This window comes from Paraburkholderia podalyriae, from assembly GCF_014397785.1.
GTDB classification, from domain to species: Bacteria; Pseudomonadota; Gammaproteobacteria; order Burkholderiales; family Burkholderiaceae; genus Paraburkholderia; species Paraburkholderia podalyriae.
The window spans coordinates 80,516-97,835 of record NZ_VZQQ01000019.1 but is presented as its reverse complement, the minus strand read 5'-3'; the positions used below and the strand labels follow the sequence as shown (position 1 = coordinate 97,835).

Genomic DNA, 17,320 nt, shown 5'->3' with positions numbered 1-17,320 from the left:
GCGCGCTCCCTATGCTTCTCCGAACGGACGCAACGCACCCGCGCCGCGGTGTTCTTCATGCTCCGGGTGCGTCCTGTGCAGCTCAACGTCGAGCGTCGCGCTGTCGGGCAGACGCAGCTTCGTGAAGCCGTCGCGATAGACGTTCTCGACGTAGGACATGATGTTTTGCTGCGCCACCGACGACAGGATCGCGTGATCCGTGTGCTTGCAGAAGGCCACGTGAATGCGCATGAAGCGCGCGAGCCGCGCGCCGCGCGCGCCGAAGTAGCGCTCGAGCTCCTCGACGCCTTCGTCGAGCACACCGAATACCAGGTGCGTGTCGACGCCTCGCTCATCGAGGTTGGTGAACAGGTGCCGCTCGTCACGCGCGCCGAACTCGAGGCCGCACAGCTGCTCGATCCGGTCCGCCAGCGTTTCGCCGGTCCGTGCGAGCTGGCGCACCACCAGCTCGCGCACGATGCCCCAGCCGCCCGTATCGCCCTTGAGCACGCGCAGCCATTTGCCCGGCCGCTTCATCGAGCGCATGTAGTTGCGCGTCGAACCGAACGCGGACACCGGAATCATCGGCTTGCCGTGTTCGTCGCAGACGTTATGCCATCTGAACTTCTGCACGTTGACGATCACCGCGCCCACCACCGCCGGTTCGCGCGTCGCAGCATGCAGGCCGGTGTACGCGCCCGAGCAGATGCCAAGCAGCAGCGCGCCCGCATGACCGCGCGCGGCGAGCCAGCGCGATGCGCACGCGGCATCGGCGGCGCTCGACTGCGAGTACAGCGCGTCGAGACTCAGCGTGTCGCACGACGGCATGCTGTCGCCGACACCGCCGACGTCGATGCGCAGCGACGCGATGCCCAGGCGCGCGAGGCGCCGCGCGAAATGCACGCCGAAGCGCCCATTGCCGATCCGCGATACCGCGCCTGTATTGAGCAGCAGCACCGCCGGCGCGCTTGCCGCCGCGGCGCCGTCGGGCAGGCAGTAGATGCCGAACACCTTGCCGTCGTTCAGCCACACCGGCGTTTCGTGCAGGCCCGGCGAGACATAATGGCCGCCCGCCGGCTCTTCGCCTCGCTGGGGCACGCTCGCCGTGCTTCGAGGCCGCGCACCGCCCGCCACGAGCCAGTTCTCGATCGATTCGAACGCGGCGTGTGGTATCTCGCTCTGAAGTGCCTCCATCATGAAGCGGCCGTATTCGTCGAACGACTGACGCTCCACGTCGACGCCATGTTCCGTGTAATGCGCGGCGAGCGCATCGACCCGCGCGGGGTCGAGCGAATCCAGCAGCAGCACGCGCGCCGCGGGCCGCGTCGTGTCTCGCGATAAATCGACCGTGCGCAGGCTGTCGAGCGTGTCGCGATACATCCGGAAACCATAGGCTTCGATGAACTCCCCGGTATCGGGCTCGGCGACGCAATCCATCGCCTCGGGCAACTTCAGCCACTGCCGGTAATGCGCGCGCAATTCGCGCTGGTAAGTCTTGCCCGACAGCACCGGCGACATCAGCACGAGACCGTGCACATCGCCGAGTTCCTGCGCGGCAAGCGCGGCCAGCATGCCGCCAAGACGCAGACCGCACAGGCTGACACGCTCGACGCCGGTCGCTGCGCGCAGTAGCGCGACCGCCTGTTTGACGCTGTCGATCCATGCGCGCCACAGGCCGAGGTCGTTCGGATCGCCGGCTGAATCACCGGTCGCCGGGTAGTCGAAGCGCAACACCGGCATGCCGCGCGCGGCGAGGTGCTCGGCGAGCCGGCGCATGCCGCGATACGTGCACAGCGAGTCGTAGCCAAACGGGGAACACATCACAACGCCATCCGGGCCGTGGGCTGAATGCAACCAGCCGAATTTGCCGTCGAAGACGATCGGTCTCACAGTCCGCTCCTTACGGGATCTTTCTTTCAGGCAATTACAACAAAAATCGCTCTAGCCATTATGTGCGCCCCGCCACGTTGGTCTGGACTCCTCGCGGCCAACCACCGCGCTACCCGATGACCTTTGACATTTAACCCCCGCCTGATCGCGGCTATCTGTACGGCCACCCACACAGTCACGCGGCACCTGGGGGCAAGATGCAAGACCTGCGACGCATTGATGCCGCCGCCCGAGTCCGCGCGAAGGGGCCGCTGTCCAGCGACAGCGCCGACGAAAAAATCACACGATAGGCTCGCCCCTCAACGGCCGGACAATGGAACATGGAAAGAAGCATCGTCAGGAACATCGTTATCAACTTTGCCGGAGCCGTCGCGCCGACCTTCGTTTCCCTCGTGACCGTGCCCACCTACATTCATCTGCTGGGTGCCGAGCGTTATGGGGTGATCAATCTGGTGTGGGCGCTGATCGGCTACTTCAGCGTCCTCGATCTGGGCACCAGTCTCGCGACGGAAAACCAGATCGCCAAGGCTCGCGCGGCCAACGACGATTCGATCGAACCGATTTTCTGGAGCGCGTGGTTTATGAATCTCGGCACCGGCATCATCGGCGGCGCACTGATTTATGCCGGCACCATCGTCTACATCACCTACGGCGTAAAAATCGAGCCGACGTTCCAGCATGAAGTGATGGCGAGCCTGCCGTGGATCGCGGTCGCCGTGCCGATCGCGAACGTCACCTGGGTGTTCGCGGGCGCGATCACCGGCGTCGAGTGCTTCCGGAGCTACAACATCAACCAGACGCTCGGCACCGCGCTATTCCAGTTGCTGCCGATCGCGGCGATCTTCTGCTTTTCGCCGTCGCTCGCGATCGTGATTCCGGCCGCCGTGATCGCGCGTCTCGTCGCGGGTCTGTTGCTCGGCGTGGCCGCGATTCGCGCGCTCGGCATTCGCCGGATGCGCATGCCGCAATGGCACCTGATGCTCGGGCTGTTCCGCTACGGCCGCTGGCTGCTGATGTTTTCCGGCGCCAACATGATCGCGTCGACGCTCGACCGCGTGTTCGTCGGCGGGCTGCTCGGCGCGCGCTTCGTCACCTACTACGCGACGCCGCAAAACCTGATCAATCGATTGAACCTGCTGCCGCTCGCGATCGTGCGAACCCTGTTTCCGCGGCTGTCGGCGGCGTCGCGCGAGGATGCGGACGCGCTCGCGCACCACGCGCTCGCGTTTCTCAACGGGGCTTTTACACCGTGCGTGATCGTCGCGCTGTTCGCGCTGAAGCCGTTCCTGCTGCTGTGGCTCGGAGCGCAGCTCGCTGCCTCGGCGCCGGTCGCCAGCGTGCTGATCCTCGGCGTGTGGCTGAGCGGCCAGTCGAGCATCCTCGGCAGCCTGTTGCAGGCGCAGACTCATCCGGCGGCGGTGGCGAGCGTCAGCTGGCTGCAGTTGCCGTTCTTCACCGGCGCGTTGTGGTGCGGCATCCACTGGTTCGGGATCATGGGCGCGGCGGTCGTCGTCGTGCTGAAAGCGCTATTGGATTATTCAGTGTTGCTCGCGTTTTCACGGCTGCATGCGTGGACGATCGTGCGCAACCTGCTCGCGCATCTGACGTTTCTGCTGGTCGCGCTTGCGCTAGCGGACTCGATCAGCGCATTGCTGCCGGCGATCGTCGTCGCGCTCGTGTTGAGCGCAGCGAACTTCGGCATGTCGCTGCATGGATCGAGCGAGCTGCGCGTCGCGCTTTACAGGCTCTGGCTGCGTGTCGTGCCGTCGTCCGGACGGGCGCGAGGCTGAGCCGCGGCGCGCGCGGCATCACAACAGCTCGAACGTATCGACGAACGATGCGTCGCCGCGTTCGCGGCGCCGTGAACCGAAGCGCGCCGCAGCGCCGCGCAACTGACGCGTGAGACCGATGAACGGTACGCCGTGTTCGAGGTACGGCCCCTCCGTCTTACGAAAACCGAACTGCTCGTAGAACCCGCGCAAGTCAAGCGGTGCGCTCACGCGCGTGGCGCGGCCCGGCCAGCGTTCGACGGCCGCTTCGAGCACGCGCTCGATCAGCATTTCGGCGGTACCATCGCCGCGCCGCAGCGGGCTCGTCAGCACCTTGTCGATCGTGACTTCCGGATCTTCGGAATCGCCGGGCTGCACCCGCGCATAGGCGAGCACCGGCATCGGCCGCGCCATGTCCTCGACCGCGAAAACATGCAAGGCCTGCTCGTCGCGGCCGTCCGGGTCGAGACACACATGCGACTGCTCGACGACGAATACCGCGCTGCGCGCACGCAGCACGACATACAACTCACGTGCGGATAGCTGATCGAACTCCAGCGTTTTCCAATTCATCACGCCCCCGGTGGACAAGATTTCGACGGAACCGGCGATGCTTGCCGCGCGTGACGGCAGGTCGATCCATCACGGTCCCTCATCATGGGTTACACGGTACGTGCGCGAAAGATGTGCTTCCGTGCGCCATCGCACTGACGCTCGGGCTTGACAATTCTTAAATACGAGTCAATGAAGCGCATCACTCACCCAGTGCGCCCGTTATCGCAGACGGCTTGACAGACATCCACCTGCATCACGGCACTGCAACATCGCGCACGCGCGCGCCGCGGTCATCTCACCGCCAGTACCTTACATACGAAAACCAGGCGCCGACGATCGTTCGATCGCGGCACCCATCGGCAGACCTTTTGACCATAAGGGGGAACACTGCATGAAGACTGCTTTGAGACGCATCCTTTCCGAATCCGCACGCCTGGACGTTCCGGTGGATAGCCTTGCCGACGACGCCGACCTCTATGCTGCCGGACTCTCATCGCTCGCGACCGTGCATCTGATGCTTGCCATGGAAGACGAATTCAACGTCGAAATACCTGACCGTATGTTGACGCGCCGGCTGTTCTCGAGCATCGACTCGATGGCCGCCGCGATGACCGAGTTGCAGCAGGCCAAGGCGGCAGCATGAGTGCTTCGCTGCTGGATCAGGCCGCCGCGGCGGCCTCCGGAGCGGCCGCGAATACGACTACCGACGCACCGACCGGCGATGGCCAGCCCGCTGCCACCGTGGCGCTGACCGCGCTCGCGACCGGTCCCGAATGGCATGCTGCAGCGCATCGTTGCGCGGCGATCGCCGCGCAGCATGCGGATGCCGTGGACCGCGAGGCGCGCTTCCCAGTCGAGGCGTTCGACGCGCTCAAGGGCGAGCGTTTGCTGTCGGCGATGGTGCCGACCGCTTACGGTGGCGCAGGCCTGTCGCTTGCCGAGATCGGCACGATCTGCGAAACGCTCGCGCAGGGCTGCGCATCGACGGCAATGATCTATGCGATGCATCAGATCCAGGTCGCGTGCATCGACTCGCATCGCGGCGCTTCGGCCTGGCAAGCGCGCCTGCTCGCGCAGCTGGCCGAGCAGCAATGGCTGCTCGCGTCGGCGACGTCGGAAGAGACGATCGGCGGCAATATGCGCACGAGCGCGTGTTCAGTCGAGCTCGATGGCGCGCGCTTCCGGATCGAAAAGCTGGCCCCGACGATCTCGTATGGCGCGCACGCCGACGGCATTCTCGTGACCGCGCGACGCACCGCCGACGCGGCCGCGTCCGACCAGCTGCTGATCGTCGCGCTGCGCGCCGATACGCAGCTCGAGCGGCGCGGCGGCTGGGACGCGATGGGCATGCGCGGCACCTGCAGCGAGGGTTTCCGGCTCGTCGCGACGGGACTGGCCGAACAGATCCTCGCGACACCGTTCGCCGACATCGCCGATCAGACCATGCTGCCCGTGTCGCACACGCTGTGGGCGTCGGTGTGGACCGGCATCGCGATCGACGCGGTCAATCGCGCCAAGGCGTTCTTCCGCGCGCAGGCGCGCGCGAAGCCCGGCACGATGCCGCCGGCGGGCCTGCGGCTCGCTGAAGCGGTCGGCCTGCTGCAGATGATGCAGGCGCGTCTGTCGGTCGCGCTAGACGCCGCGCGCGCCGCGCATCAGGCACGCAATGGCGCGACGCCCGCGGACGCCCCGCTCGCGGCGATGCTCGGTTTCGCGTCGGACATGAACACGCTGAAGACCAGCATCTCGGCCACCGCGCTACAGGTCGTTCAGCAGGTGCTGATGATCTGCGGCATGGCGGGCTACAAGAACGGCACGCCCTATAGCGTCGGCCGCCATCTGCGCGACCTGCACTCGGCGCCGCTGATGATCAATAACGACCGGATCGCGCAGAACATCGCGAGTCTGCTGCTCGCACAACGTCCTGCCGCGCCGGGGAGACCCTGAATGAAGCTGATGACCGATACCGCCGCTCGCGCCGCTGTCGCCGCGGCCGCCACCGCTGACTTGGGGCCGTCGCTCACGCTGCGCGACGAGATGCTGGCCGCCGGCCTGCTGATCGATACCGGTGAAAACGGGCTGTATGGCCGCAGCCAGATTTTCGAGGACGTGATCGACCGTCTGAACGCGGCGATTACGCAGCTGGGAAAAGATCAGCTTCCCGAAGTATTGCGTTTTCCGCCCGCGATGCGCCGCACCGACTTCGAAGATAGCGAGTACCTGAAGAGCTTTCCAAATCTCGCGGGCACCATCCATTCGTTTTGCGGCAACGACATGGGCCACCACCGTCTGCTGCGCGCGCTCGACGATGCGATGGCCGACAGCAACGACGATCGCAGCGACGCATGGCTCGCGCAACAGAAACCGACGCGCGTCGTGCTGACGCCGGCCGCCTGCTATCCGATCTATCCGGTGATGGCGCGGCGCGGCCCCCTGCCCGCCGGCGGCCGCACGGTCGACGTGCTGTCGTACTGTTTCCGCCATGAGCCGTCGCTCGATCCGGGGCGCATGCAGATGTTCCGCCAACGGGAGTACGTGCGCCTCGGCAGCCCCGAGCAGGTGATGGCGTTCCGCCAGATGTGGATCGAGCGCGGCTCGCTGCTCGTGAAGCTGCTGCGCTTGCCGGTCGAAGTCGATCTCGCGAACGATCCGTTCTTCGGCCGCGGCGGCAAGATCGTCGCCGATAGCCAGCGCTCGCAGGCGCTCAAGTTCGAGTTGCTGATCGCGGTCGCCGATCCGCGCGGCAAGACGGCCTGCCTGTCGTTCAACTATCACATGGACCACTTCGGCGCGATCTGGAAGATCGCCTCCGAAGACGGCGCGACCGCGCATACGGGCTGCGTCGGCTTCGGCATGGAACGCATCACGCTCGCGCTGTTCCGTCATCATGGGCTCGACGTCAACGCGTGGCCCGACGACGTGCGCGCGCTGCTGTGGGGCGATACCGACACCCGCGTCGCGGATGCGTTGCAGGCGGCGCAATCGACGCCAACGGCAGCCGTCGCCGGGGAGCGCGCATGACCCCATCGCCGACCCCGGCGCTTGACGGCGCGCTCGCCAACCCGTCCCTGTCGCGACGCGCGGGCGATCTGCCGATCGACCAGCAGACCGGCGCGGCGCCCCGCGCCGGCACGCAGTTGCGCGAGCATGTAGCGCACGCGCTGCATCAGGGCGACCGCGTGTGGCAGGAGACCAACTGCTATGTCGATCTGTGGATCGAGCTGCTGCACGGCTTCGGGCTCGATCCGCGCGCGGCGCTCGCGTTTACGGTCACGCAGGATTTCGAAGGCGATCAGTTCACGTTCTTCAAGTTTCCGCTCGAAGATCTCGGACGCCTGTATGGCATCCAGGTGCAAGAGCTCGCGATCTACGACTCGCTCGAACAACGCGTGCTCGCGCAGACGCTGCGCGGACACACCGTACTCGTCGAAGTGGACGGCTACTACCTGCCCGATACGCGCGCGACCTCGTATCGCAGTGAGCATCCGAAGACTACGATCGGCATCGACTTCGTCGACACCGCCGCGCGCCGCCTCGGCTATTTCCACAACACCGGCTATCACCGGCTCGAGGGCGACGACTACGATGGCGTGTTTCGCAAGCTGCCGCATTTCACCGCGCAGCCCGATCTGCTGTTTCCCTATGTCGAGTTCGCCAAGCAGGCGCGGCCCGCGCTTGAAGGCACCGCGCTCGCGGAGGCGTCGGCGGAACTGCTGTGCGCGCACCTGGAACGGCGCCCGTTGACCAATCCGATATCGCAATGGCGTGCCGCGTTTCCCGCGCATCTCGACACGCTGTTCGATCGCGACGAGGCGTACTTCCATCTGTACTCGTTCAATCTGATGCGGCAGCTCGGCGCGAACTTCGAGTTCCTGTCGAAGTATCTGCAGTGGCTGTTCGCACAGGGCTTCGAGATCCCGCCGACGATACCGGCCGCCGCGCAACGCATCGCGTCGGAGTCGATGGTGATGCAATTCCGGCTCATTCGCGCGATCGCGCGCGGCCGTCGCGATAGCTGCGAAGACTGCTTCGATGTGCTCGAAAGCGCTTATGAAAAAACGCTGCCGCCGCTAGCCGCTCTGGTGCGCTAAAGCGTTGATGCGTTGATACGCGCGCATCTGCCGCGCGGCTTTTCCGGGAATTGACCGTGGATGTATCGACACTCGATCCGGCGGCTGACGAGGGCGCCGCCGGCCGTCCGCGCGCGGCTGGCGCGATCACGCAAGCGCACGAGGCAAGCACTGCGATCTTCGCGCCCTCGCTATGGCCGCAACGGCTCGACACCGGCTGGGCATGTCTGAGCACCCCGCCGCATGCCTATCAGTCGCCAGCCGATCTGCCAGCGCAAGGCTGGCTCGCCGCGCAGGTGCCCGGCACCGTCGCGAGCGCACGGCGCGGCGCGGGAATGCTCGACGTCGATCACCCGCCCCAGCTCGCGTTCAACGATCACTGGTATCGCGTCACGCTGATCGGCACGGGGCGGCGCCGCTTGCGTTTTCATGGACTCGCGACGCTCGCGCAAGTGTGGCTCGACGATGCGAAGCGGCTCGATTCCGAATCGATGTTCATCGCCCATGATCTGGACATCGAGCTGGATGGCCGCGCAACGCTCGTGCTGTACTTTCGCTCGCTGACGCCAGCGTTGGCGGCCAAACGCTCGCGCGCACGCTGGCGGCCGCGGCTCGTGTCGCCACCGACGCTTCGCAACGTGCGCACCACGCTGCTCGGCCATATGCCCGGTTGGTGTCCGTCGATTCAGGCGGTCGGGCCGTGGCGTCCGGTCGAGATGCTCGGCGACGCGCCGCACGCCTTCGACACGATTGATCTGAGCAGCCGGCTCGAGCGCGAGGATGGGGTTGTTTCGTTGACGTTACGTTTCGTGCACCCGCACGACCTCGCCGTCAGCCGCGCGACACTGTCTTGCGGCGACCATGTTTCGTCCTTGCAATGGCGCGATGCCTATACACTCGCCGGCAACGTGCGCGTGCCCCACGCGAAACGCTGGTGGCCGCATACGCACGGAGAGCCCACTTTATATCCTCTAACGTTGCAACTCGCCGACGGCGACGCGATGTCTCATTCTCTGGGCTCGATCGGCTTTCGTCGGATCGACGTGGACCGTGGCGCCGATGGCGGGGACTTCGCACTGCGCGTGAATGAAGTGCCCGTGTTCTGCCGCGGCGCATGCTGGACCAGCGCCGATCTCGTCACGCTCGCGGGCACCGAGGCGCAATTGCGCCATACGTTCGAGCTTGCGCGCGCCGCGGGCATGAACATGCTGCGCGTTGGCGGCACGATGCTCTATGAGTCCGATCTGTTCTATGCGCTCGCCGACGAGTACGGCCTGCTGATCTGGCAGGACTTCGCGTTGGCGAATTTCGACTATCCAAACGATGCCGCGTTCAGCGAACTGATCGAACGCGAAGCGAGCCAGTTCCTGACTCGCACGCGTCGCTTCGCGTCGCTCGCGGTGCTGTGCGGCGGCAGCGAGGTCGACCAGCAGGCCGCGATGTTCGGACTGCCCGCGGCACGGCGGGCGCAACCGTTGTTTACCGAGCTGTTGCCCGCGCTCGTCGCGCGCGAGCGCGCTGACGTCCCCTATGTCAGCAATTCGCCATCGGGCGGACCGTGGCCATTTTCGACTAACGAGGGCGTCACGCATTACTACGGCGTCGGCGCATATCAGCGCCCGCTCGCCGACGTGCGCCGCGCACAGGTCCGCTTCGCCGCCGAATGTCTGGCGTTCGCCAACGTCCCCGACGACGCGACGCTGCACGATGCGCTCGGCACGATCCATACGCACGATCCGCGCTGGAAAGCCGCCGTGCCGCGCGACGCCGGCGCAGGCTGGGATTTCGACGACGTGCGCGACCATTATGTGCAGACGCTCTATGGCGTCGAGCCGGCACGCTTGCGCTATGAAGACCCGGCGCGTTATCTGGATCTGTCGCGCGCGGTGGTCGTCGAGTTGATCGGCGACGTCTTCGCCGAATGGCGGCGCGCGGGCTCAGCGTGCGGCGGCGGCCTCGTGTGGCAGTTGCAGGATCTGCGCGCGGGCGCAGGCTGGGGCATGATCGACGTGACTGGACGGCCAAAAAGCGCGCTACACGGCTTCGCGCAGACACTGCAGCCATTGCAGGTCACGCTCACCGACGAAGGCCTGAACGGCCTCGACATTCATTTGATCAATGAGCGCGCGCAAACGTTTAGCGGCGACCTCGAACTGGTCTGTCTGCGCGACGGCAGCGTCAAGGTGACGTCCGCGCGCCGCGCGCTGACGCTTGCCCCGCGCAGCCTGCAACGCATCAGCGCGGCCGCCCATCTGGGCCAGTTCTTCGATTTCACGCATGCGTACCGCTTCGGTCCGCGCGCGCACGATGTCACGATTGCAACGCTATACGATGCCGCGAGCGGCGAGATCGTGTCTGAAGCGTTCCATCTGCCCGAGCGTAGCGTGCATGCGCGCGATGACCTCGGTATGACGGTCGAGGTCGAACGTAGCGGCGACGGCAACGGCTGGCAACTCGCGATCGAGGCGAAGCGCTTTGCGCGCTTCGTTCATATCATTGATCCGCACTACCGCGCGGCGCGCGACTGGTTCCATCTCGCGCCCAACCGGCGCTGCATCGTGCCGCTTCTTGCGCTCGAACCGCTGCGGCCGACCGCTTTCGCGGCGACGCCGCAAGAAGTCGTTGCAACTGCATCAAACGTCGCCTTTATAGTTGATGAAACATGCGCGGCACCCCAAGGCGAAGTCCGCGCGATCAATGCGCTATCCGCCATCTTCTACGGCTAGTCGTCATTCCGAACTAGTTGCATGCCCGCGAAGCCCGTCAAAGCTCGCTTCGCACGTCTCGAACTGTCTGCCGGGAGCACTCACTGTCGGCTCGAACGCGACTGTTCGCGCATCTGAAAGGCGTTGCGTGCGACAACGTACGTATTCCATTTAACACTTCTGAATCATTTTCGCCATTGCACGAGGAGTGCTTCAAAACGTGCATGCGGCGCCAGGTTCAAATCTGCGACAGCTTCGACAGCCAGACTGTTTTTACCCGTGAGGCCCGAGCTATCAAGGGATTCCCCCGAAAGCCAAAGCTTTCATACGATGCACTCCCCATCCGGCGACGGTGTACAGAATTGAAACAAAAAGCCGCTTTTCGCCTCGCGACGCGCTAAGGGTTTCTTCGCTGCGCCGCACCAGTACGCCTTCTCCCTAACGTTGGCACGGTCCTCGCTATTACCCAAGCGCAACAGAGTGCTACCGCACACGAGCGCAACAACAGAGGCGGCGGCAGACAGGCCTAAAACGGGGCCGACGCTGTTCATCCCAACTGGTCGCGAGGCAACCAGTTCCGAGGATGCAGCATCGGATCAAAGAAACGGAGAGAGTCACGCGAAGCGCGACTTTCATGAGAGGACCGATCATGTTGACACTTCAATCCGATCTGCACGGTAACCATCTGCTGGGCGCATTGCCGTCGCACGAATGGCAAGCGCTAGCACCCCATCTCGAACTGGTTCATCTGCGCACCGAGCAACTGCTGTGCGACTCGGGTCAACGGATCCATCACGTGTACTTCCCCACCACCGCGATCGTCTCGATGCTCTCGACGATGGAAGACGGCAGTTCCGTCGAGATCGCCGCGGTCGGCCGCGAAGGCATGACCGGCGTGCCGGTTCTCACGGGCGGCGAAACCATGCCCAACCGTGTGCAGGTGCAATGCGCCGGCTTCGCCTACCGGATGAGCGCGCAGGCGCTCAAGCAACAGTTCGCACGCTCCGACTTTTTGCGCCGCCTGATGCTGCTGTATATGCACGCTCTTCTGACCCAGGTCGCACAGACCGCCGCGTGCAATCGCCATCACGCGCTCAACAAGCAGCTGTGCCGCTGGCTGCTGATCGAAGTGGACCGCGTGGCATCGAACGATCTGACCGTCACGCAGCAGCTGATCGCCGACATGCTCGGCGTGCGCCGCGAAGGCATCACCGAAGCGGCCGGCAAGCTGCACGACGAAGGCCTGATTCATCATAGCCGCGGTCATATCAAGGTGCTCGACCGCAAGGGCCTCGAAGCCCGCGCGTGCGAATGCTACGGTCTCGTGAAGCGGGAATTCGATCGTCTGCTGCCGCGACTGCGCCAGGCCGAGACCGTCGAATAAGCGGCACGGCGCTCGATGACCGGGTTCGATTTGCCAATGTTCAGGATTACTGCTCGATGTCTCGACGCACTCTTCGTGATTGCGGGCGGTCTGCTCGCCCACTGGATGCGCTTCTCTGCGCCAATCGCGTTGGCCGATACCGAGCGCCTTCTGATCGCGTTCAAATGTGTACTGGTTCTGTTGCTGTTTCCGGGCTTCGGGGTCTATGAGACCTGGCGCGGCAAGGCGCTCGCGCCGGTGCTCGCGAGAATCGCCGCGGCGTGGCTCGTGGTGGTCGCGACCGCGCTCCTGCTCGCGTTCACGCTGCATCGGATGGATGCGGTGTCGCGCCTGTGGCTCGGTTACTCGACGCTGATCTCCGGGGCGCTGATCATCGCGACCCGCTGCATCATCCACGTGGTGCTGCGCTTCGTGCGTCGCCGCGGCATGAACGCGCGCACCGTCGCGATCGTCGGCGCACCGGGTTTTGCGCGCACGCTGCTCGCGCATCTCGAGCATGCGCCGCAAGCCGGCTTCAAACCGGTGTGCGTGTTCGACACCAGCGTGCAAGGCCACGACGCGTATGGCGCGCGCCTGACCCGCCTACCCGTGCTGACCGATCTGGAGGCGTTCGCGACGAAGGTGCGCGATGAACGCGTGAACGAAGTGTGGCTCGCGTTGCCGCTTTCCGAGGAACACACGATCTACCGCTTCACGCGCACGTTCAGACACGACTTCATCAATCTGCGCTTCATTCCTGATGTGCGCGGTCTGTCGCTGTTCAATCATGCGATCGTCGATGTCGTCGGTTTGCCAACGCTGAATCTGAGCGCGACGCCGTTCTCGCCGCCGCAAATGTGGCCCAAGCTGATGTTCGACCGCCTGTTCGCCGCGCTCGCGCTGGTCGCGCTCGCGCCGGTGTTCGTCGTACTCGCTATCGGCATCAAGCTCACTTCGCCGGGGCCGGTGTTTTTCCGGCAGATCCGCAAGGGCGTCGACGGCCAGCCGTTCGGCATCTACAAGTTCCGCTCGATGACCGTCCACCAGGAAGAGCACGGCCAGATCACGCAGGCGACCCGCAACGACTCGCGCGTGACGAAGCTCGGCAGCTTCATGCGCCGCACGAGTGTCGACGAACTGCCGCAGTTTCTGAACGTGCTGCTCGGTCAGATGTCGGTGGTGGGTCCGCGTCCTCATGCGGTCGAACACGACGACCTGTACAAGGACCAGGTGTACGGCTACATGCACCGTTACCGCATCAAGCCCGGCATCACCGGCTGGGCGCAGGTCAACGGCTATCGCGGCGCGACCACCAAGGTCGAGAAGATGGAAGCGCGCGTGAAGTTCGATCTCTTCTATATCCAGAACTGGTCGTTCTGGTTCGACATGAAGATCGTCTTCATCACGATTTTCAAGGGCTTCGTCGGGCGCAACGCGTTCTGAGCATGCCATCAGGGCAAGCCGAACCCGAAGAAGAACACCTTGCACACGTCGCTGCAAATAGAAATGCCGACTCCGGCAGCCCGATCGACAGCCACCGTCGTTGACGCAAAATGAGCGGCCGCGCAGGACCCTGTCATGAACGGGTCCGCCGCGCGCGATGCCGCTTCTACAGGAACGCGCTGACGTCGGTCTGAAACCGCACCGCGAGCGCCTTGGCGACCTTCTTGCTGATCGCGCGGCGCCCCGCGAGAATATCGCTGACCACGGTCGGCGACGCGATGCCGGCCAGATCCTTCTGCTTGAGCCCATGCGCGGTCAGCAGATGGCGCAGCACCTCGCGTGGCTCCGCTTTTGGAATCGTCAGATTGCGCGCTTGCCAGTGACCGATCAGTTCCGTCACGATCGCGTGCAGATCGGCGAGCGGATCGCTGTCGTTGCCACTTAGATGATCGGACAGCGAGTTTGCGACGCGCACCATCTGGTGATAATCCTCTTCGGTGCGAATCGGCGTGATCGGCAACTGGCTCTTCAGCGCAGCCCAGGTTGCGGAGATGTCGGGAAAGGGTCCCGGAAGGCGATCGGCATTCATGTGTTTAAATTCGTCCTCGTCCAAAAGCCGTCCGCACGTTAATCGATGACGCGCGAATGACGACTGCCTGTTGTAGTGAATCGCCGTGGCACGCCGGGTTGCCCGCACGGCGAACTTCGCAGTGAGGCAATTCAGCGGTCACGAGAGCGAACGTCTGCTTCAGGTCGTTATGGCCACGCGAGGCATGCCGCGCCAGCGAATATCACGCTCGTAGCGCGTGGCGCGCACCCCGATGTCGTTTTTTGAAGTCCAACCCTGCCTGCTTGACAATGGCGCGCCGCAGCTGGCCTTGCACAGGCGGCGCGCATCGCGCGATACGCGATACGCGCAGCCGGTACAAAGCGCGCAACGCACGCGCCCACACCAATAGCCGCCCGGACACATGTTGGTCAGAACGGCTCGTTACTGCCCGTTGCGAAGTCACTGCATGACGACGAAAACTTCTTGCTCTCCTATCGAACACCCCACGAGGCGAGGACAGCGAAAGACTCTCACCTCAGTGCCTCCACCTGCTTTTCGGCGTAGTGCCGCTGGTCATGCCGAATTCCCGGATCGCGAGATCGGGCTCCGCCCGCTCCACCTGCTCCCCGCGTTCCATCGCCGGCAGACCCTGAGCGCCCGCCGCGATCGTGCGCGTGACCTCGGCCATGAACGCGCGCCGGAATACCGCAGCCGAAAACCGCTCGGCGTTCGCCCGACATGCCGCTGGCGTGATGTACGCGCTCAGCCGCTCGAAGCGGTCGATCGCGTCGAGCATCGACACGGCCGTCTGGCGCGCGAAGAAGACGCCGGTCGGATGCGGGTCGCCGACCGGCACCACCGTTTCGAGCGCCCCGCCCTTGCCGAACGCAATGACCGGCGTGCCGCAGGCTTGCGCTTCGAGCGGCACGATGCCGAAATCTTCCTCGGCCGCGCACACGAAGGCTCGCGCGCGCGCCAGATGGTCCTTCAGTATGCCGAACGGCTGATAGCCAAGGATCGTCACGTTCGGCCCGGCCTTCCCGCGAAGCGCCGCCATCTGTGGCCCTTCGCCGATCACGATCAGTCTGCGCTGCGGGGTCGCGTTGAACGTCTCGACGATCAGATCGATGCGTTTGCGCGGCACCATCCGCGACACGGTCAGATAGAAATCGTCTTTCTCGGTGCGCAGTTCGAATTCGTTCACATCGACCGGCGGCGGAATCACCGCGGCATCACGCCGATAGGTTTTCATCATGCGCCGCGCGACCGATTGTGAATTCGCGATCAGACGATCGACACCATTCGTGGACTGCGCATCCCAGCCGCGCAGATAATGCAGCAACACGCGCGCGGCCCACGACTTCGGCCCGCGCAGCAGATTCGCTTCGCGCAGATACTGATGCTGCAGATCCCACGCATACCGCATCAGCGAATGCACGTAACTGATGTGCGTCTGATCAGGACCGACCAGCACGCCCTTCGCGACCGCGCAAGAACTGGTGATGACCAGGTCGTAACTCGACAGATCGAACCGTTCCACGGCAAGCGGCATCAAGGGCAAATAGGCGCGATAGCGAGTGCGCGCAAACGGCAGACGTTGAATGAACGACGTGGTGACCGGCTTGCCGGCAAGCGGCTTGCGATCTTCCAGAAAATCGACGACGCTGAAAACATCGGCGTCGGGAAAGCACTCGATGATCTGCTCAAGCACTTTCTCGGCGCCGCCGGGAGCGACCAGCCAATCGTGCACGATCGCCACTTTCATATTCCGTCCTATCTGTCGCAATACGCCACCTGGCCTCAGAGAACAGTGTATGTGCCACGCTGCTGGCTGTGCGTGCGCGTGCCCACATTCGACGTGCGACAGTACGCGAGTCGTTCAGACAGTCCGTTCGCCCCTGTGAAACCACGGACACCGCACCGTGCGCGGCGAAGTCGTGCGGCGGCGTCAGCGCTGAATTGTCTGCGCACGGTGTCAGGCGTTTTTTGCCGGGTACGAGCGAATGCCGCCGTGGCGGGCGGTGTCGCCGAGATCGTGCGACACGGCCGCAATAAAAAACGCGTGTGAGCCGTTGGAACGGCTCACACGCGTCAGCGCGAACAGAGATGCAGTCCGCCTAGTTCTGGTCGTACGTGATCGTTTGCACGCCGGTGTCCGTGCCGAGCAGGCACAGATTCGCGCCGCGACCCGCGAACAGGCCGACCGTGACGACGCCAGGCCATGCGTTGATATGCGCCTCGAGCGTGCGCGGGTCGCTGATGCTCAAGCCCTTCGCGTCGATGATCTCGTTGCCGTTGTCGGTGATGAACGGCACGCCCTCTTTCGTCACGCGCACGACGGGCACGCCGCCGAGCGCCGTCACGCGGCGGCCGATCGCGGTGCGCGCCATCGGCACGATTTCGATCGGCAGCGGGAAATTGCCGAGCGTCTCGACGACCTTGCTCGCATCCGCGATGCAGACGACCACGTCGGACACCGACGCGACGATCTTCTCGCGCGTCAGCGCGCCGCCGCCGCCCTTGATCATCGCGCCGCTGTGATCGATTTCGTCGGCGCCATCGACGTAGACCGGCAGCGAGTCGATCTCATTCAAATCGAGCACCTTGAAGCCGTGCGATTGCAGGCGCGCGGTGGTGGCGAGCGAACTCGACACCGCGCCGCGATAGCGGGATTTGGTGGCGGCCAGCGCGTCGATGAAGCAGTTCGCGGTGGAGCCCGTGCCGACGCCGATCACCGAGCCTTGCGGCACGTTGGCGTTCACGTAGTCGGCGGCGGCCTGGCCGACCAGTTGTTTGAGTTCGTCTTGGGTCATGGGAGAGACGGGAGAAGCGTGAAAAACCACTAGTTTACCGGAGCGGCGCGGGGAAGGCTCGACGGAGGCCAGCCGCTTGCCGTGGAGCGCGCTAGCAACGGAATGCCGTATTACTTACATCGTACCTGGTGAAATGATCGACGAAAATTCGTACCCTGAGTTCCACGGGCTGTTCGGGGCCCA

The 17,320-nt window shown here is 64.5% G+C and carries 13 protein-coding genes; 8 read left to right on the top strand and 5 right to left on the bottom strand.

Going from position 1 to position 17,320, the window contains the following annotated elements; all coding sequences use genetic code 11:
- Positions 1-9 precede the first annotated feature (9 nt).
- The gene (locus F6X42_RS22610; RefSeq protein ID WP_187636330.1) at positions 10-1,869 is read right to left on the bottom strand and encodes an alpha/beta fold hydrolase; all 1,860 of its coding nucleotides are present in this window, start codon (positions 1,867-1,869) and stop codon (positions 10-12) included.
- A 320-nt stretch (positions 1,870-2,189) separates the two neighbouring features.
- On the opposite strand from F6X42_RS22610, the gene F6X42_RS22605 reads away from it, so the two are divergent.
- A complete protein-coding gene (locus tag F6X42_RS22605; RefSeq protein WP_187636329.1) occupies positions 2,190-3,659 on the top strand; it encodes an oligosaccharide flippase family protein in 1,470 nt (489 codons plus the stop codon).
- Between the two features lie 18 nt (positions 3,660-3,677).
- On the opposite strand, the gene F6X42_RS22600 is transcribed toward F6X42_RS22605, so the two are convergent.
- Positions 3,678-4,211: a GNAT family N-acetyltransferase gene (locus F6X42_RS22600; protein ID WP_187636328.1), complete on the bottom strand. Its 534-nt coding sequence runs from the start codon at positions 4,209-4,211 to the stop codon at positions 3,678-3,680.
- Positions 4,212-4,584: 373 nt separating this feature from the next.
- Between F6X42_RS22600 and F6X42_RS22595 the strand changes: the two genes are divergently transcribed.
- The 7 genes from F6X42_RS22595 (at position 4,585) to F6X42_RS22565 (ending at position 13,774) form a co-directional block, all read left to right on the top strand.
- Positions 4,585-4,836 (top strand): acyl carrier protein, encoded by a 252-nt coding sequence (locus F6X42_RS22595; protein WP_187636327.1) that lies wholly within the window; start codon positions 4,585-4,587, stop codon positions 4,834-4,836.
- Positions 4,833-6,140 (top strand): acyl-CoA dehydrogenase family protein, encoded by a 1,308-nt coding sequence (locus F6X42_RS22590; protein ID WP_187636326.1) that lies wholly within the window; start codon positions 4,833-4,835, stop codon positions 6,138-6,140. Before F6X42_RS22595 ends, F6X42_RS22590 begins: the two co-directional genes overlap by 4 nt.
- Positions 6,141-7,214, top strand: coding sequence for an amino acid--[acyl-carrier-protein] ligase (locus F6X42_RS22585; protein WP_187636325.1), 1,074 nt, complete (start codon positions 6,141-6,143; stop codon positions 7,212-7,214).
- Entirely contained in the window at positions 7,211-8,284 is a 1,074-nt protein-coding gene (locus F6X42_RS22580) for a DUF1839 family protein (RefSeq protein ID WP_187636324.1), read from the top strand. The genes F6X42_RS22585 and F6X42_RS22580 overlap by 4 nt, the downstream gene beginning before the upstream one ends.
- 50 nt (positions 8,285-8,334) lie before the next feature.
- Positions 8,335-10,989 carry a glycosyl hydrolase 2 galactose-binding domain-containing protein gene (locus F6X42_RS22575; RefSeq protein ID WP_222945677.1) on the top strand — a complete coding sequence of 885 codons (2,655 nt, stop codon included), beginning with the start codon at positions 8,335-8,337 and terminating at the stop codon, positions 10,987-10,989.
- Positions 10,990-11,617: 628 nt separating this feature from the next.
- A complete protein-coding gene (locus F6X42_RS22570; protein WP_187636322.1) occupies positions 11,618-12,352 on the top strand; it encodes a Crp/Fnr family transcriptional regulator in 735 nt (244 codons plus the stop codon).
- Positions 12,353-12,388: 36 nt separating this feature from the next.
- Entirely contained in the window at positions 12,389-13,774 is a 1,386-nt protein-coding gene (locus tag F6X42_RS22565) for an undecaprenyl-phosphate glucose phosphotransferase (RefSeq protein ID WP_187636321.1), read from the top strand.
- A 166-nt stretch (positions 13,775-13,940) separates the two neighbouring features.
- On the opposite strand, the gene F6X42_RS22560 is transcribed toward F6X42_RS22565, so the two are convergent.
- From F6X42_RS22560 to rpiA, 3 genes are all read right to left on the bottom strand, one after another.
- Positions 13,941-14,363: a helix-turn-helix domain-containing protein gene (locus F6X42_RS22560; protein WP_187636320.1), complete on the bottom strand. Its 423-nt coding sequence runs from the start codon at positions 14,361-14,363 to the stop codon at positions 13,941-13,943.
- A 496-nt stretch (positions 14,364-14,859) separates the two neighbouring features.
- On the bottom strand, positions 14,860-16,089 hold the full coding sequence (locus F6X42_RS22555) for a glycosyltransferase family 4 protein (RefSeq protein ID WP_187636319.1): 1,230 nt from the start codon (positions 16,087-16,089) through the stop codon (positions 14,860-14,862).
- A gap of 352 nt (positions 16,090-16,441) precedes the next feature.
- Positions 16,442-17,137, bottom strand: coding sequence for a ribose-5-phosphate isomerase RpiA (gene rpiA, locus F6X42_RS22550; RefSeq protein ID WP_187636318.1), 696 nt, complete (start codon positions 17,135-17,137; stop codon positions 16,442-16,444).
- Between the last annotated feature and the right edge of the window lie 183 nt (positions 17,138-17,320).

Excerpts from the sequence above, each read along its gene's own strand:
- F6X42_RS22605 (WP_187636329.1), top strand. The coding sequence starts at position 2,190 with ATGGAAAGAAGCATCGTCAGGAACATCGTTATCAACTTTGCCGGAGCC.
- F6X42_RS22600 (WP_187636328.1), bottom strand. The coding sequence starts at position 4,211 with ATGAATTGGAAAACGCTGGAGTTCGATCAGCTATCCGCACGTGAGTTG.
- F6X42_RS22595 (WP_187636327.1), top strand. The coding sequence starts at position 4,585 with ATGAAGACTGCTTTGAGACGCATCCTTTCCGAATCCGCACGCCTGGAC.
- F6X42_RS22590 (WP_187636326.1), top strand. The coding sequence starts at position 4,833 with ATGAGTGCTTCGCTGCTGGATCAGGCCGCCGCGGCGGCCTCCGGAGCG.
- F6X42_RS22585 (WP_187636325.1), top strand. The coding sequence starts at position 6,141 with ATGAAGCTGATGACCGATACCGCCGCTCGCGCCGCTGTCGCCGCGGCC.
- F6X42_RS22580 (WP_187636324.1), top strand. The coding sequence starts at position 7,211 with ATGACCCCATCGCCGACCCCGGCGCTTGACGGCGCGCTCGCCAACCCG.
- F6X42_RS22570 (WP_187636322.1), top strand. The coding sequence starts at position 11,618 with ATGTTGACACTTCAATCCGATCTGCACGGTAACCATCTGCTGGGCGCA.
- F6X42_RS22565 (WP_187636321.1), top strand. The coding sequence starts at position 12,389 with ATGTTCAGGATTACTGCTCGATGTCTCGACGCACTCTTCGTGATTGCG.
- F6X42_RS22560 (WP_187636320.1), bottom strand. The coding sequence starts at position 14,363 with ATGAATGCCGATCGCCTTCCGGGACCCTTTCCCGACATCTCCGCAACC.
- F6X42_RS22555 (WP_187636319.1), bottom strand. The coding sequence starts at position 16,089 with ATGAAAGTGGCGATCGTGCACGATTGGCTGGTCGCTCCCGGCGGCGCC.
- rpiA (WP_187636318.1), bottom strand. The coding sequence starts at position 17,137 with ATGACCCAAGACGAACTCAAACAACTGGTCGGCCAGGCCGCCGCCGAC.